The sequence below is a fragment of the Micromonospora sp. NBC_00860 genome, from assembly GCF_045207375.1.
Classification (GTDB): Bacteria; Actinomycetota; Actinomycetes; order Mycobacteriales; family Micromonosporaceae; genus Micromonospora; species Micromonospora vinacea.
Genome location: NZ_CP108825.1, coordinates 1 through 16335, shown reverse-complemented (window position 1 = coordinate 16335; position 16335 = coordinate 1). Strand labels below are relative to the sequence as shown.

The following is a 16335-nucleotide window of genomic DNA, read 5'->3' as shown; positions in this document are numbered from 1 at the left end:
CTCATGATCAACGAGCTGCGGTCAGGGGGCCGGGAGGGTGGTGTTCCAGAGCGAGGCGCCGTCGCGGTCGCGCAGGTGGACCGTCAGGGCCTCCGACTCGCCGTCGATGGTGACCTCACCGAAGTGCTGGAAACCTCCCGCCGGGCCTGTGTTGGCCACCGGCGGCGCGTGCACGAAGGCCGCCTGCGGCCCGAACGTGCCGTCCAACGCGTTCGGGCCGAACGCGCCGGCGTGCGCCGGGCCGGAGACGAACTCCCAGAACGGGGTGAAGTCGCCGACCGCCGCGCGGGACGGGTCGTAGTGGTGTGCGGCGGAGTAGTGCACGTCGGCGGTCAGGAAGACCATGCCGGTCACCCCGGCCCGGTGGGTGGCCCGCAGCACCTCGGCGAACTCCAGCTCCCGGCCCGCCGGCGCACCCGGGTCGCCCTGCGCGACCCCCTCCTGCGCGCCCGGGCCGTCCGGCACCACCACACCGATCGGCAGGTCGTTGGCGATCACCTTCCAGGTCGCCGTGGAGCGCTTCAGCTCCCGGATCAGCCACTCCCGCTGCTGCCGGCCGAGCAGGCCACGCTTCGGGTCGGCGTACGTGTTGCCGTCGTTCGGGTCCTTGTGGGTGCGCATGTCCAGCACGAACACGTCCAGCGACGGCCCGTACGACAGCCGCCGGTACATCGGCCCGTCGACCGGCACCGGTAGCCACTCGTTGAACGCCTGCCGGGCCCGGGCGGCCAGCACGTCCACCCGCCGCTCGGTGTAGCGCGGGTCGTCGAGGATCTCGCCCGGGTACCAGTTGTTCAGGACCTCGTGGTCGTCCCACTGGTTGATCTGCGGCACCGCCGCGGCGAACTCCCGCAGGTGCTCGTCGAGCAGGTTGTACGCGAACTGCCCGCGGTACTCGGTGAGCGTCTCGGCGACCTTGCTCTTCTCCGGGGTGACCAGGTTGCGCCAGATCCGCCCGTCGGGCAGCGTCACCGACTCGACCAGCGGGCCGTCGGCGTACACGGTGTCGCCGCTGCACAGGAAGAAGTCCGGCCGGGTCTGCCGCATGGCCCGGAAGATCGACATGCCACCGAAGTTCGGGTCGATGCCCCAGCCCTGCCCGACCACGTCGCCGGTCCAGACGAACTTCACGTCGCGTCGCCGGTGCCGCCCCGGCGCGGTGGTCAGCGTCCCGGTCAGCGGCTCGCTGACCACCCCGTGCCGGTCCAGGCTCTCCACCCGCACCCGGTAGTGCAGCCGCTCGGCGTCCGGCAGCCCTCGCAGCCGGACCTTCCCGGTGAAGTCGCCGTTCGGGGTGAGCACCGGGCCGCGCAGCTTGCGCGCCCCCCGGAAGTCCGGCCGACGGCTCACCTCGACAAGCATCCGACCCGGCCGGTCGGCCCGCGTCCAGACCAGTGCCGAGTCCGCGGTCACGTCGCCGCTCTGCACACCGTGGGTGAGCACCGGGCGCTCCGCCGGGCGCCAGGCCGGGGCGGCGTTCGCGCCGGCACCGCCCAACAGGGCGCCACCGGCGGCGCCGGCGCCGACCACCAGGCCGGTCCGCAGCAGGGTACGTCGATCAAGCTCGGTCATGCTTCCTCCCGATCATGGGTTGACCCCGTGGGTCTATCGGGCGGAGGTGACAGTGAGCGGCGGCCCGGGTGACGCGAACGCGAACGCCTGTCGTCGGGGCGTCGGTCGGCTGGCCGCCCACCCCGGCCGCCGGGCGGCATGAGCGGGGTCACACCCCCGGTTGTCACGACCCACCCCGGCCCAACCGTCGTATCGGCGTCGGACCGATCAGGAGGTAGTCATGCAACGGATGAACCCGCCCGAGGTCGTACCGCAGGCGTACAAGGCGGTCCTGGGGCTGGAGAAGTACGTCCAGGCGAACGTCGACCACACAGTGCTGGAGCTGGTGAAGCTGCGGGCGTCGATGATCAACGGGTGCGCGTACTGCGTGGACATGCACAGCCGGGACGCGCTCGCCGGCGGCGAGTCGAGCCAGCGGCTGTTCGCGGTCGCCACCTGGCGGGAGGCGCCCTTCTTCGACGAGCGGGAGCGGGCCGCGCTGGCCCTCACCGACGCGGTCACCCGGCTCGGCGAGCACGGGGTGCCGGACGAGGTGTGGGATGCCGCCGCGAAGGTCTGGTCGGAGAAGGAACTGGCCGACCTCGTCATCGCGATTGCCACAATCAACGTGTGGAACCGGATCGGGGTGACGATGCGGCTGGAGCCTCCGGCCCAGGCGTGACCACCGAGGCGGCAGCGGAGGCGGCCGGTGCGCTCGAGGCGCACCGGCCCATGCTGCTTGGGCTCGCGTACCGCCTGCTCGGCAGCCGGCACGACGCGGAGGACGTGCTCCAGGAGGCGTACCTGCGCTGGCTGGGTGTGGACCGGGCCCGGGTCGACGAGCCGCGCCGGTACCTGTCCCGGGTGGTCACCCGGTTGGCCCTGGACCGGCTGCGCGCTCGGCAGGCGGCCCGCGAGACGTACGTCGGGACGTGGTTGCCCGAGCCGGTGCCGACCGCGCCCTCGCCGTTCGGGCCGTTGGACCGGGTGGAGCTACGCGACACGCTCTCCACAGCGTTGCTGCACGTCCTGGAGCGACTCACCCCGCCGGAGCGGGCGGTGTACGTCCTGCACACGGCCTTCGACCTGCCGTACGCGGAGATCGCCGAGATCCTGGACCGGTCCGTCACCGACTGTCGGCAGTTGTACCACCGTGCCACCGCGCGGGTACGGCAGGAGCAGCGCCGGTTCACCGCCAGCCGCCCGGAGCGGGAGCGACTGCTGGACGCGTTCCTCGCCGCCGCCCGCGACGGCGACCTGGCGAGGCTCACCGAGCTGGTGGCCGCCGACGCCACAGCGTGGAACGACGGTGGCGGTCGGGCGCGGGCCGCCCTGAACCCGGTCACCGGCGCGGACCGGATCGCCCGGTTCTACGCCGGGGTCTACGGCCCGCGTCACCGGGTGACAATGGATCCGATCGAGCTCAACGGGGAGCCCGCGATGCTGATCACCCGCGCGGACGGCAGTCGATACACGCTGACCATCGCGGCGGCCGACGGGCGGATCACCGGGATCTACGTGGTCGGAAACCCGGCGAAGGTGCCGGTGGTCGGCTGAACCCGGGCGTCGTCGACCCCGGGCCGGTGGGCGTCAGCCCAGCTCGGGGAACCAGAGCGCGATCTCGCGCTTGGCGCTGTCCGTCGAGTCGGAGGCGTGCACCAGGTTCTCCCGGTTGGACAGCGACAGGTCACCCCGGATGGTGCCGGCGGCGGCCCTGCGCCCGTCGGTGGCGCCGACCAGCCCGCGGACCACGTCGATGACCTGGTCGCCGGAGAGCACCAGGGCGACCAGCGGGCCGCCGGTCATGAAGTCCTTCAGCGGCGGGTAGAACGCCTTGTCGACGTGCTCGGCGTAGTGCTCGTCGGCGAGCGCGGCGTCCATCGTCCGGTGCACCATCGCGTCGATCCGCAGCCCCTTGCGCTCGAAGCGGGAGAGGACCTCGCCGACCAGGCCGCGGCGGACCGCGTCGGGCTTGATCAGAACGAGGCTGCGCTCATCCGGGCTGTTGCTGGACACGCTGGGTTCCTCCTGTACGCGCGGAACGCTTGGGATCGGTACGGTCAGCCTAGCGACCCGGTCCCGGCGCCGGCGCGGCGGCCGGTCTTTCCCCCGGTGGCCGATCCGGCCTAGCCTGGCCCTGACCCCCGGGAGGTCCACTGTGGCGAATGGCGGGAACCGACCCATCGCGCCGGTACGCAAGCTGATCGGCACGGTGCTGGGCACCGTGGCCACGTTCGTCGTCCTGTTCGGGCTGGGCATGACCAGTTGGGCCATCGTGGCTCTCGGGGTCGCCCTGCTGGTGCTGGCGATCGCGCTGGCGACCGTACGCGGCGGCGGTCGCACGTGGGTCGTCGGTGTCGGGCACGTGCACAGCGCCTCCGAACCACCCACCCAGTACGCGTTCGGCCGCTGTGAACTGCAACTGGTGATCGATGCCCCTGGTCTGCCGCCGCGATCCAAGAAAATCATCGAGCCGAGGGTGCCGGTCTCCAAGTGGCCGTCGCTGGGCCAGACCCTGCCGATCCGGGTCGCGTTGGACGACCAGCGGCACGTCAAGGTCCTCTGGGACGAGGTGCCGACCCACGCCGAGACCGCCGCTGCCGTCGCCGATCTCCCGCCGGAGTTCGCCGAGGCGGAGGCCATGGACGAGCTGCTGATCCAGCAGGACGCGCCGCCGTGGGCCGACCGCGCACCCGACGACGACTTCCGCGACGACTTCCGGGACCCGGTCGGTGACCCGTTCCGGGACCCGCTCGGTGACCCCCTGCGCAGCGACGCTTCCCGCGACGACCTCCTACGTGACGACCTTCGGCGCGATGACCTCCGGCGCGATGACCTTCGGCGCGATGACCCGGTCGTCGTGCCCGAGGAACGCGAGCCGGTGGTGATGCACCAGAGCCCGGGTGGCCCGGTGGTGTTGGAGGGCGTTCTCGTCGAGCAGCAGCCCGGTGGGTTGCCCCGACGGGCCACACCGGCGCCGCGCCCGCCCGCCGAGGAGCGCTTCGACGAGCCCGCCGCCGACCGGTTCGACGCTCCGGCACAGCACGGCACGACCGTCCCACCCGTCGAGGACCCCGTCGACCCGCCCAACGCGCAGCGCTCCGACCCACCGCCCGCGCAGCGGTCCGGTCCCGGCGCGGCCGACCCGCTGGACCCACTCGACCTTCCGCTGGACGATCCGTCCCCGGCCGGGGCCGCACGCGCGACAGTGACCGACGAGGAACTGGACCAGGCGATCTTCGGGTTCGAAGCCGCTTCGGCCGCGGACCCGACCGCGCCGATCAGCGGAGTCGGGCTCACCCTGCTGGTCACCGACCTGCCCCGGTCGCTCACCTTCTACCGCGACATGCTCGGCTTCAACGAGGTCGACCAGGGTGCCCACAACGCCGTCCTCGCCTCCGGGACGACCCGGATCGTCCTCCGCGAGGTGACCGGGGCAGCACCCATCAGCCGCCGGCTCGTACACGTCAACCTCGAGGTCAACGACATCGAGGCGGCGTACGAACGGCTGCGCGAGTCGGGCGTCCGCTTCACGTACGCGCCCCGGGTGGTCAACCGGGGCACCAAGCTGGAGGGGTGGGCGGCGGCCTTCCGCGACCCGGACGGCCACGGCGTCGCGCTCACCCAGTGGCGCGAACGCGCCGAGGCCTGACCCGGGTCCGCTCCCGCCTCGGTCGGGTCCGGCGTCAGCCGAGGATGACCCGGCGAACATGCAACGCGTACGCCCAGACCAGGGCGAAGATGATGCCCAGCCCGAGCAGCGACCAGTGCAGCAGACCACCCAGCAACAGCAGGCCCTGGAGCACGGTGCCGGCGTTCCACGCCCAGGGGCGGCGCATCATGCCGGCGAGCACCACGGCGGCCACCGCCAGTGCCACGACCGCACCGATCGCGGCCCCACCGAGGTCACCGCCGACCACCCGGATCGGCTGGATCGCCAGCAGGAGCACCAGCGCCTCCAGGCTGAGCGTGCCGGCGCCGAGACCGCGTACCGCCCGCTCCGGGTTGCGCAACCCGGAGCGCCGCGGCTGCCCGGCCGTGGGCTCCTCCCCCACCGGCTCCTCGGCCGGCGGGCGCGTCGGGTCCTCGGTGGGGTGCGGCTCCCGCTCCGGGCTGGTCATCGCTTCAGCAGCCGGCGCGCGTCGGCGACCGTCACCACGGAACCCGTGACCAGCACCCCGACCCCGCTCAGCTCACCGGGGACGTCCTCCTCGGCCATCGCCACCGCCAGCTCGATCGCGTCCGGCATCTCCTCGGCCGAGGCCACCCGCTCCTCGCCGAAGATCTCGGCGGCCAGCGCGGCGAGCTCCTCCGTCGGCATCGCCCGGGGCGAGCTGTTGCGGGTGACCACCACCTGGTCGACCACCGGCTCCAACAGCTCCAGCAGCGCTTCCGCGTCCTTGTCGGCCAGTACGCCGATCACGGCCACCAGCTTGCTGAACGCGAACTCCTCCTGGAGCGCGGTGACTGTGGCCTTCATGCCGTGCGGGTTGTGCGCCCCGTCCAGCAGGATCGTCGGGGCGTTGCGGACCCGCTCCAGCCGGCCCGGGGAGCTGGTCGAGGCGAAGCCCTCCCGGACCGCCTCCAGGTCCAGCTGCCGCCGAGCCCCCGCACCCAGGAACGCCTCCACGGCGGCGAGCGCCACCGCAGCGTTTTGCGCCTGGTGGGCGCCGTGCAGCGGGATGAACACGTCGTCGTACACGCCGCCCAGCCCCTGGAGGCTGAGCACCTGACCGCCGACCGCGACCGCCCGGCTCACCACTCCGAACTCGGCGCCCTCCCGGGCGATGGTGGCCCCGACCTCGGCGCAGCGGTCGAGGAGCGGGCCCGCGGCCTCCTCCTCCTGCGCCGCCGCGATCACGGTGGCGCCCGGATGGATGATGCCGGCCTTGGCCAGCGCGATGTCCTGGAGCGTGTCGCCGAGCCACTCGGTGTGGTCCAGGCCGATCGGGGTGATCACACAGACTCCGGCCTGGATGACGTTCGTGGCGTCCTCGGCGCCGCCGAGGCCGACCTCGACCACCGCGATGTCGACAGGCGCGTCGGCGAACGTGGCGAACGCCAGCGCGGTGGTCATGTCGAAGTACGTCAGCGGCTCGTCCGACCGTGCGTCGACCAGCTCGGCCAACGGTTTGATCTCCCGGTACACCGAAGTGAACCGCTCCTCGCTGACCGGCTCCCCGTCCAGGCTGATCCGCTCCCGGACGGTCTCCAGGTGCGGGCTGGTGTACCGGCCGGTGTGCAGCCCGTGCGCCCGCAGTAGCGAGTCGATCATCCGCGCGGTGGAGGTCTTGCCGTTGGTGCCGGTCAGGTGGATCGCGGGGTACGCCCGCTGTGGGCTGCCGAGCAGGTCGAGCAGCGACTCGATCCGGTCCAGCTCGAAGACCATGCGGGTGAAACCGCGGGCGTTCAGCTCGGCTTCGACGGCGGCGAAATCGGTACGGTCGGTCACGAGGGCAGTGTCTCCAGAGCAGCGTCGATCCGGACCAGGTCGGCCTCGGCGGTGGCGAGCCGGTCGCGGATCTTCGCGACCACCGGCTCGGGGGCCTTGCCGATGAAGGCAGGGTTGTCGAGCTTCGCCCGGGCCTGCGCGACCTCCTTCTCGGCCGCCGCGCGGTCCTTCGTCAGCCGGGCCCGCTCGGCGGCCACGTCGATCGACCCCCGGGTGTCCAACGCGACACCGACCGCGCCGGGCATGGCCAGCGTGGCGCTGGCCTGGAAGTCGTCACCGGCCGGGTCCAGCCGGACCAGCGAACGGATCAGCGGCTCGTGGGCGGCGATACCCGCGCCGGACAGGCCGTCCAGCCGGGCGGCCACCCGCTGCGTCGGGCGCAGCCCCTGGTCGGAACGGAACCGGCGGATCTCGGTGACCACCCGCTGCACGCCGACCAGCTCGGCCTCGGCGGCGTCGTCGATCAGCGACCGGTCGGCCACCGGCCAGGCGGCGGCCTGCACCGTCTCGCCGCCGGTCAGCGCGAGCCACAACTCTTCGGTGACGAACGGGATGACCGGGTGCAGCAGCCGCAGCAACTGGTCGAGCACGTGCCCGAGCACCCGACGGCTGGCCTCCGCGCGCTCACCGCCCTCGGCGAGCACCGGCTTGCTCAGCTCGACGTACCAGTCGCAGACGTCGTCCCAGGCGAAGTGGTACAGCAGGTCGCACACCTTGGCGAACTCGTACGACTCGAACTGCTCGTCGACCTCGGCGGTGACGTGCGCCAACCGGGACAGGATCCACCGGTCGACGGTGGAGAGCTGCTCGGTGGGGGGCAGGTCGCCCGTGGTGTGTGCGCCGTTCATCAGGGCGAACCGGGTGGCGTTCCAGAGCTTGTTGCAGAAGTTGCGGGAGCCCTGGCACCACTCCTCGCTGACCGGGACATCCTGGCCGGGGTTCGCGCCCCGCGCCAGGGTGAACCGGGTGGCGTCGGCGCCGTACCTGTCGATCCAGTCCAGTGGGTCGACCACGTTGCCGAACGACTTCGACATCTTCTTGCCGAACTGGTCGCGCACCATGCCGTGCAGGGCGACCACGTCGAAGGGCGGCCGGCCGTCCATCGCGTAGAGGCCGAACATCATCATCCGGGCGACCCAGAAGAACAGGATGTCGTACCCGGTGACCAGCACGCTGGTCGGGTAGAACTTCGCCAGGTCCGGGGTCTGCTCGGGCCAGCCCAGTGTGGAGAACGGCCACAGGCCGCTGGAGAACCAGGTGTCCAGGACGTCTTCGTCCTGGTGCCAGCCCTCGCCGGTCGGCGGCGCCTCGTCGGGGCCGACGCAGACGATCTCACCCGCCGGGCCGTACCAGACCGGGATGCGGTGCCCCCACCACAGCTGGCGGGAGATGCACCAGTCGTGCATGTTGTCGACCCAGGCGAAGTAGCGCTTGGCCAGCTCGGCCGGCTCGATACGGACCCGGCCGTCGCGCACCGCGTCGCCCGCGGCCTGGGCCAGCGGGGCGGTGTTGACGAACCACTGCAGCGACAGCCGCGGCTCGACGGTGGTCTTGCAGCGCGAGCAGTGCCCGACCGCGTGCATGTACGGGCGCTTCTCGGCGACGATCCGGCCCTGCTCCCGGAGCGCGGCCACGATCGCGGGCCGCGCCTCGAACCGGTCCAACCCCTCGAACGGGCCGGGCACGGTGATCACACCGCGCTCGTCCATCACGGTCAGCGCGGGCAGGCCGTGGCGCTGGCCGATCTCGAAGTCGTTCGGGTCGTGCGCGGGCGTCACCTTGACCATGCCGGTGCCGAAGGACGGGTCGACGTGCGCGTCGGCGACGATCGGGATCCGGCGGCCGGTCAGCGGCAGCTCGACCTCGGTGCCGATCAGGTGCTGGTAGCGCTCGTCGTCGGGGTGCACCGCCACGGCGGTGTCGCCGAGCATCGTCTCGGCCCGGGTGGTGGCCACCACGACCTCGTCGCTGTAGCGGATCGAGATCAGCTCGCCGTCGTCGTCGGTGTGCTCGACCTCGATGTCGGAGAGCGCCGTGAGGCAGCGCGGACACCAGTTGATGATCCGGTTGGCCCGGTAGATCAGCCCGTCGTCGAAGAGCTTCTTGAAGATCGTCTGGACGGCGCGGGTCAGCCCCTCGTCCATGGTGAAGCGCTCGCGGTCCCAGTCGACGGAGTCGCCGAGGCGGCGCATCTGGCCGAGGATGGCGCCACCGGACTCGGCCTTCCACTGCCAGACCCGCTCGACGAACTTCTCCCGGCCGAGGTCGTGCCGGGACAGCCCCTCGGCGGCGAGCTGACGCTCGACCAGGTTCTGGGTGGCGATGCCGGCGTGGTCCATGCCCGGCAGCCACAGCGCCTCGAAGCCCTGCATCCGCTTACGCCGGGTCAACGCGTCCATCAGCGTGTGCTCGAACGCGTGGCCCATGTGCAGCGAGCCGGTGACGTTCGGCGGCGGGATGACGATGGTGAAGGGAGGCTTGTCGCTGTCGGCGGAGGCCCGGAAGTGCCCGGCGGCTACCCACTGCTCGTACCGTCGCTGCTCAACCTCACCGGGCTGGTACTGGCCGGCAAGGGTCGGGGCGTCGGGGCGTCGGGCATCCAGTCTCTCGGTCACCGGACAAGTCTACGGAGGGCTTCCGCAGACCTGACGTGCGCCACCTGCCGTTCGCGTACGGTGTCGGCTATGTCCGACGCACATCTCACCGAGCGGTCGCGCGACGGCGGCCGCGAGCCGGTCGAGCTGACCGAAGAGCCGATCCAGCTGAGCACCCGGGACCCCGGAGGCGACCCCGACGAGCGGTCCGGCGGCTGGTCCCGCCGACGCAAGATCGGTTGGACGGTCGCACTGGTGGTCGGCCTCGCCGGCGCCGCAGTGCTCGGTGTCGGTGGGTTGCGGGTGGCGCAACAGAAGGACACCCAGCTGACGTCACCCGATCAGGTGGCGGGTCTGACCCGCGACGACAGTGAGCGAGCGAAGAGCACTGCCGACTATCTGCGCAGCGGCCTGGCCGCCAACATCGAGCTGGACCGTAGCTTCGGCACTGTCTACCGCGACCCGGCCGACGAGAAGCGCTCAGTGCTCATCTTCGGGGGCACCACACTGCTCTGGCAGCCGGAGCGGGACCTGGACAGCCTCTTCCGGCTGATGTCGGACGAGACCGGTGCGGTGAACGGTCTGCGCGAGCTCCCCGCGGGCAGCCTCGGCGGGGTGTTGAAGTGCGGCAGCACCAGCGGCGAGGGCGGAGACTTCGCGGTGTGCGGCTGGGCCGACCACGGCAGCGTGGTCATGGCGATGTTCCCGGGCCGATCGGTCGACGACGCCGGCGGCCTGCTGCGCAACCTCCGCGACGGCATGCAGACCCGAGGCTGACCCGCACTGCGGACCACCACGCGCCGCTCCGCAGGCCGCGGGCCCGCCGACCACATGATCGCGCAACATTCTGGTTGTAGGGGCATCACTGCGGCCGTGAGACCCCGCTATCAGGACAACCGTATCGGGCACGCAGAAAAGGCCACCCCCATTGGGGTGGCCTTTTCTGAAAGATTGTCCGGCGGCGTCCTACTCTCCCACACCCTCACGAGTGCAGTACCATCGGCGCTGGAGGGCTTAGCTTCCGGGTTCGGAATGTAACCGGGCGTTTCCCCTCCGCCATGACCGCCGTAACTCTATGAACATATCAAACAACCCCGGCACACAAACACGGGTGTTCGCTTGTTCAGAGTTGCACAGTGGACGCGTAGCAGCTTAGTAGTCAAGTCCTCGGCCTATTAGTACCGGTCAACTGAACCCGTTACCGGGCTTACATTTCCGGCCTATCAACCCAGTCGTCTAGCTGGGGGCCTTACCCCACCAAGGTGGGTGGGATACCTCATCTTGAAGCAGGCTTCCCGCTTAGATGCTTTCAGCGGTTATCCCTTCCGAACGTAGCTAACCAGCCGTGCCCTTGGCAGGACAACTGGCACACCAGAGGTTCGTCCGTCCCGGTCCTCTCGTACTAGGGACAGCCCTTCTCAAGTATCCTACGCGCACGGCGGATAGGGACCGAACTGTCTCACGACGTTCTAAACCCAGCTCGCGTACCGCTTTAATGGGCGAACAGCCCAACCCTTGGGACCTGCTACAGCCCCAGGATGCGACGAGCCGACATCGAGGTGCCAAACCATCCCGTCGATATGGACTCTTGGGGAAGATCAGCCTGTTATCCCCGGGGTACCTTTTATCCGTTGAGCGACACCGCTTCCACTCGCAAGTGCCGGATCACTAGTCCCGACTTTCGTCCCTGCTCGACCTGTCAGTCTCACAGTCAAGCTCCCTTGTGTACTTGCACTCAACACCTGATTGCCAACCAGGCTGAGGGAACCTTTGGGCGCCTCCGTTACCTTTTAGGAGGCAACCGCCCCAGTTAAACTACCCACCAGACACTGTCCCTGAACCGGATAACGGTCCGAAGTTAGATACCCAAATCAACCAGAGTGGTATTTCAAGATTGCCTCCACCCATACTGGCGTATGGACTTCACCGGCTCCCACCTATCCTACACAAGCTAATTCGAGTACCAATGTCAAGCTATAGTAAAGGTCCCGGGGTCTTTCCGTCCTGCCGCGCGTAACGAGCATCTTTACTCGTACTGCAATTTCGCCGGGCCTGTGGTTGAGACAGTGGGGAAGTCGTTACGCCATTCGTGCAGGTCGGAACTTACCCGACAAGGAATTTCGCTACCTTAGGATGGTTATAGTTACCACCGCCGTTTACTGGCGCTTAAGTTCTCCGCTTCGCCCCGAAGAGCTAACAGGTCCCCTTAACGTTCCAGCACCGGGCAGGCGTCAGTCCATATACATCGAATTACTTCTTCGCATGGACCTGTGTTTTTAGTAAACAGTCGCTTCCCCCTGCTCTCTGCGGCCATACAACGCTCCACCCGCGCGGGGCTTCACGTCTCCGGCCCCCCTTCTCCCTAAGTTACGGGGGCAATTTGCCGAGTTCCTTAACCACAGTTCGCCCGATCGCCTCGGTATTCTCTACCTGACCACCTGTGTCGGTTTGGGGTACGGGCCGCTAAGAACTCGCTAGAGGCTTTTCTCGGCAGCATAGGATCACTGACTTCACCTGAATCGGCTCGGCATCACGTCTCAGCCCTAGTGTGTTGCGGATTTGCCTACAACACGGCCTACACGCTTACCCCGGCACAACCACCGGCCGGGCTCAGCTACCTTCCTGCGTCACCCCATCGCTTGACTACTACCCATCAGGTTCCCACGCTCCCTCAACTCAGTCCGAAGACCTCACCAAGTTCGGATGGTTAGCACAACGAGGTTCATCAGGGACGCTCTTTCGCGGGTACGGGAATATCAACCCGTTGTCCATCGACTACGCCTCTCGGCCTCGCCTTAGGTCCCGACTCACCCAGGGCGGATTAGCCTGGCCCTGGAACCCTTGGTCATCCGGCGGAAGGGTTTCTCACCCTTCTTTCGCTACTCATGCCTGCATTCTCACTCGTGCCGCGTCCACAACTGGGTCACCCCGCTGCTTCACTCGCGGCACGACGCTCCCCTACCCATCCACACACCTGCACAAGGAATCAAGTCCAAGCGAGGATAAAATGTGAATGCCACAGCTTCGGCGGTGTGCTTGAGCCCCGCTACATTGTCGGCGCGGAACCACTTGACCAGTGAGCTATTACGCACTCTTTAAAGGGTGGCTGCTTCTAAGCCAACCTCCTGGTTGTCTATGCGACCCCACATCCTTTTCCACTTAGCACACGCTTAGGGGCCTTAGCTGGTGATCTGGGCTGTTTCCCTCTCGACTACGAAGCTTATCCCCCGCAGTCTCACTGCCGCGCTCTCACTTACCGGCATTCGGAGTTTGGCTGATTTCGGTAAGCTTGTGGGCCCCCTAGACCATCCAGTGCTCTACCTCCGGCAAGAAACACGCGACGCTGCACCTAAATGCATTTCGGGGAGAACCAGCTATCACGGAGTTTGATTGGCCTTTCACCCCTAACCACAGGTCATCCCCCAATTTTTCAACATTGGTGGGTTCGGCCCTCCACGCGGTCTTACCCGCGCTTCAGCCTGCCCATGGCTAGATCACTCCGCTTCGGGTCTAGGACACGCGACTGAATCGCCCTATTCAGACTCGCTTTCGCTACGGCTCCCCCACACGGGTTAACCTCGCCACATGCCACTAACTCGCAGGCTCATTCTTCAAAAGGCACGCCGTCACCCCGCAAGGCTCCGACGGATTGTAGGCGAACGGTTTCAGGTACTATTTCACTCCCCTCCCGGGGTACTTTTCACCATTCCCTCACGGTACTTGTCCGCTATCGGTCACCAGGAAGTATTTAGGCTTACCAGGTGGTCCTGGCAGATTCACGGCAGATTTCAGGGGTCCGCCGCTACTCGGGAACACCCACAGAAGGTCAGCAACTTTCACCTACCGGACTCTCACCGTCTACGGTCAGCCATTCCAGACTGTTCGACTAGCCACTGACTTTGTAACTCCTCGAGTGCATGTCAGTACACTCAGCGGGGTCCCACAACCCCGACCACGCAACCCCTGACAGGTATCACACGCAGCCGGTTTAGCCTCGATCCGCTTTCGCTCGCCACTACTCACGGAATCACTAAATTGTTTTCTCTTCCTACGGGTACTGAGATGTTTCACTTCCCCGCGTTCCCTCCACACACCCTATGTGTTCAGGTGTGGGTGACACCACATGACTGGTGCCAGGTTTCCCCATTCGGACACCCTGGGATCACAGCTTGGTTGACAGCTCCCCCAGGCCTATCGCGGCCTCCCACGTCCTTCATCGGCTCCTGGTGCCAAGGCATTCACCGTTCGCCCTTGACAACTTGACCACAAAGATGCTCGCGTCCACTGTGCAATTCTCAACAAACGACCAACCCACAACCCGATCCGCCCCACACCAAACCCGACAACAGTCAGCGGTATGTGAGGCCAGGCCATGCCTGGCAGACTGCCAGCCCCCACACAGGAGGCCAGCCACGTCTCTGAAACAACAACCACACGGGTTGTTCCTTCAGGACCCAACAGGGTGCCTACATCTCCCCCCAGCCGCACCAGAAGCAACCGTTCCCACCACCCAAGGGTGGCTGTACTAGGCGCCGCCGGCCGTTGCCAGGGCAAAACTTGCCAGTGTCTCCGCCATCTGAGCACCCCGACCCAACATTCGTAGGCCGCGGGCTCCTTGCACCCTTTCAGGTGAAGGTGCTCCTTAGAAAGGAGGTGATCCAGCCGCACCTTCCGGTACGGCTACCTTGTTACGACTTCGTCCCAATCGCCAGCCCCACCTTCGACGGCTCCCTCCACAAGGGTTGGGCCACCGGCTTCGGGTGTTGCCGACTTTCGTGACGTGACGGGCGGTGTGTACAAGGCCCGGGAACGTATTCACCGCAGCGTTGCTGATCTGCGATTACTAGCGACTCCGACTTCACGGGGTCGAGTTGCAGACCCCGATCCGAACTGAGACCGGCTTTTTGGGATTCGCTCCACCTCGCGGTATCGCAGCCCATTGTACCGGCCATTGTAGCATGCGTGAAGCCCTGGACATAAGGGGCATGATGACTTGACGTCATCCCCACCTTCCTCCGAGTTGACCCCGGCAGTCTTCGATGAGTCCCCGCCATAACGCGCTGGCAACATCGAACGAGGGTTGCGCTCGTTGCGGGACTTAACCCAACATCTCACGACACGAGCTGACGACAGCCATGCACCACCTGTGACCGCCCCCGAAGGACCTCACATCTCTGCGAGTTTTGCGGCCATGTCAAACCCAGGTAAGGTTCTTCGCGTTGCATCGAATTAATCCGCATGCTCCGCCGCTTGTGCGGGCCCCCGTCAATTCCTTTGAGTTTTAGCCTTGCGGCCGTACTCCCCAGGCGGGGCGCTTAATGCGTTAGCTGCGGCACAGGGAACCGGAGAGGCCCCCCACACCTAGCGCCCAACGTTTACAGCGTGGACTACCAGGGTATCTAATCCTGTTCGCTCCCCACGCTTTCGCTCCTCAGCGTCAGTATCGGCCCAGAGACCCGCCTTCGCCACCGGTGTTCCTCCTGATATCTGCGCATTTCACCGCTACACCAGGAATTCCAGTCTCCCCTACCGAACTCTAGCCTGCCCGTATCGACCGCAGGCTTGGGGTTGAGCCCCAAGTTTTCACGGTCGACGCGACAAGCCGCCTACGAGCTCTTTACGCCCAATAAATCCGGACAACGCTCGCACCCTACGTCTTACCGCGGCTGCTGGCACGTAGTTGGCCGGTGCTTCTTCTGCAGGTACCGTCACTCTCGCTTCGTCCCTGCTGAAAGAGGTTTACAACCCGAAGGCCGTCATCCCTCACGCGGCGTCGCTGCATCAGGCTTCCGCCCATTGTGCAATATTCCCCACTGCTGCCTCCCGTAGGAGTCTGGGCCGTGTCTCAGTCCCAGTGTGGCCGGTCGCCCTCTCAGGCCGGCTACCCGTCGTCGCCTTGGTAGGCCATCACCCCACCAACAAGCTGATAGGCCGCGAGCCCATCCCAAGCCGAAAAACTTTCCACCACCAGCCATGCGGCCAGCAGTCCTATTCGGTATTAGCCCCCGTTTCCGAGGGTTATCCCAAAGCTTGGGGCAGGTTGCTCACGTGTTACTCACCCGTTCGCCGCTCGAGTACCCCGAAGGGCCTTTCCGCTCGACTTGCATGTGTTAAGCACGCCGCCAGCGTTCGTCCTGAGCCAGGATCAAACTCTCCAACAAAAAATTAGTTGAACAGCTATCCCGGCAACAAACAAATGTTGCCAAAGGAATCCCAACCAGCCAGCAAAAACTGACCAGTCCGGGGTATAAATCATAATTGGCACTGGCTTTACAAGCACCCTGTTGAGTTCTCAAAGAACAACCACACACCGACCAGAAGCCCCACCCAAGTGGAACCCCAACCGGGGCTAATTTCCGTACCGCGTCCGGCGCTTTCAGCGCCAGGCACTTTTACTACGTTACCCGCTCGTTTCCGCCGTGTCAAACCGATATTTCGCGGTTCGTCGTGCTTCACCCGATAATGCGGATAGTGTTGCTAGCTCGAGTCCACGATGACGCACATCGTTTCCGACGTTCGTTTCTGTCGTGGGAAGCCGCAGACCGGCCGATCGCCGCTTCGCGGCTCTCCGCCCGGCTCCTGCCGGCTTCAGAACTCTACCCGGTCGGCTCCGCGTTCGCAACCCCGTTTCCGGAGTGTTCCGCACCGCCCGATCCTCAGTCTCGCTCGGCGTTCCCGCCACGAGCCTGGCGCCCGTTCTCGGCCGGTTTGTCCGGCCTCCCCCGTGCAGAGAGAAAG

Annotated in this window: 9 protein-coding genes and 3 rRNA genes; 4 read left to right on the top strand and 8 right to left on the bottom strand. The window is 66.9% G+C overall.

The annotated features are described in order from the left end of the window. Positions 1–21 precede the first annotated feature (21 nt). Entirely contained in the window at positions 22–1572 is a 1551-nt protein-coding gene (locus OH804_RS00060; protein ID WP_406061910.1) for an alkaline phosphatase D family protein, read from the bottom strand. A 220-nt stretch (positions 1573–1792) separates the two neighbouring features. On the opposite strand from OH804_RS00060, the gene OH804_RS00055 reads away from it, so the two are divergent. Together OH804_RS00055 and sigJ are read left to right on the top strand one after the other, a co-directional pair. Continuing rightward, positions 1793–2233, top strand: coding sequence for a carboxymuconolactone decarboxylase family protein (locus OH804_RS00055; RefSeq protein WP_406061908.1), 441 nt, complete (start codon positions 1793–1795; stop codon positions 2231–2233). Beyond that, positions 2230–3108 (top strand): RNA polymerase sigma factor SigJ, encoded by an 879-nt coding sequence (gene sigJ, locus OH804_RS00050; RefSeq protein WP_406061906.1) that lies wholly within the window; start codon positions 2230–2232, stop codon positions 3106–3108. Before OH804_RS00055 ends, sigJ begins: the two co-directional genes overlap by 4 nt. Before the next feature lie 33 nt (positions 3109–3141). On the opposite strand, the gene ndk is transcribed toward sigJ, so the two are convergent. After that, a complete protein-coding gene (ndk, locus tag OH804_RS00045; protein ID WP_196919324.1) occupies positions 3142–3567 on the bottom strand; it encodes a nucleoside-diphosphate kinase in 426 nt (141 codons plus the stop codon). A 142-nt stretch (positions 3568–3709) separates the two neighbouring features. Here ndk and OH804_RS00040 point away from each other — a divergent pair, with 142 nt between their 5' ends. Then, positions 3710–5203 (top strand): VOC family protein, encoded by a 1494-nt coding sequence (locus tag OH804_RS00040; RefSeq protein ID WP_406061904.1) that lies wholly within the window; start codon positions 3710–3712, stop codon positions 5201–5203. Between the two features lie 34 nt (positions 5204–5237). Here the strand turns inward: OH804_RS00040 and OH804_RS00035 are convergent, their stop codons facing one another. From OH804_RS00035 to OH804_RS00025, 3 genes are read right to left on the bottom strand one after another with little or no spacing between them, the layout of a single operon-like run. Continuing rightward, entirely contained in the window at positions 5238–5672 is a 435-nt protein-coding gene (locus OH804_RS00035; protein WP_196919326.1) for a DUF4233 domain-containing protein, read from the bottom strand. After that, entirely contained in the window at positions 5669–7003 is a 1335-nt protein-coding gene (locus OH804_RS00030; protein WP_406061901.1) for a bifunctional folylpolyglutamate synthase/dihydrofolate synthase, read from the bottom strand. The genes OH804_RS00035 and OH804_RS00030 overlap by 4 nt, the downstream gene beginning before the upstream one ends. Continuing rightward, complete coding sequence (locus OH804_RS00025; RefSeq protein WP_406061899.1) at positions 7000–9618, bottom strand: valine--tRNA ligase; 2619 nt, start codon at positions 9616–9618, stop codon at positions 7000–7002. The genes OH804_RS00030 and OH804_RS00025 overlap by 4 nt, the downstream gene beginning before the upstream one ends. A 69-nt stretch (positions 9619–9687) precedes the next feature. On the opposite strand from OH804_RS00025, the gene OH804_RS00020 reads away from it, so the two are divergent. Further along, positions 9688–10374: a hypothetical protein gene (locus tag OH804_RS00020; RefSeq protein WP_196919329.1), complete on the top strand. Its 687-nt coding sequence runs from the start codon at positions 9688–9690 to the stop codon at positions 10372–10374. A gap of 176 nt (positions 10375–10550) precedes the next feature. Here OH804_RS00020 and rrf read toward each other — a convergent pair. The 3 genes from rrf to OH804_RS00005 all read right to left on the bottom strand — a co-directional run bounded on the left by rrf (position 10551) and on the right by OH804_RS00005 (position 15758). Next, positions 10551–10667 (bottom strand): 5S ribosomal RNA (rrf, locus tag OH804_RS00015). Between the two features lie 85 nt (positions 10668–10752). Beyond that, a 23S ribosomal RNA gene (locus OH804_RS00010) occupies positions 10753–13862 on the bottom strand. A gap of 381 nt (positions 13863–14243) precedes the next feature. Then, positions 14244–15758, bottom strand: a 16S ribosomal RNA gene (locus OH804_RS00005). Together the 16S, 23S and 5S rRNA genes form the textbook arrangement of a ribosomal RNA operon. Positions 15759–16335 lie beyond the last annotated feature (577 nt).

Coding starts and splice junctions, on each gene's coding strand:
- OH804_RS00035 (WP_196919326.1), bottom strand. CDS start 5,672: ATGACCAGCCCGGAGCGGGAGCCGCACCCCACCGAGGACCCGACGCGC.
- OH804_RS00060 (WP_406061910.1), bottom strand. CDS start 1,572: ATGACCGAGCTTGATCGACGTACCCTGCTGCGGACCGGCCTGGTGGTC.
- OH804_RS00020 (WP_196919329.1), top strand. CDS start 9,688: ATGTCCGACGCACATCTCACCGAGCGGTCGCGCGACGGCGGCCGCGAG.
- OH804_RS00055 (WP_406061908.1), top strand. CDS start 1,793: ATGCAACGGATGAACCCGCCCGAGGTCGTACCGCAGGCGTACAAGGCG.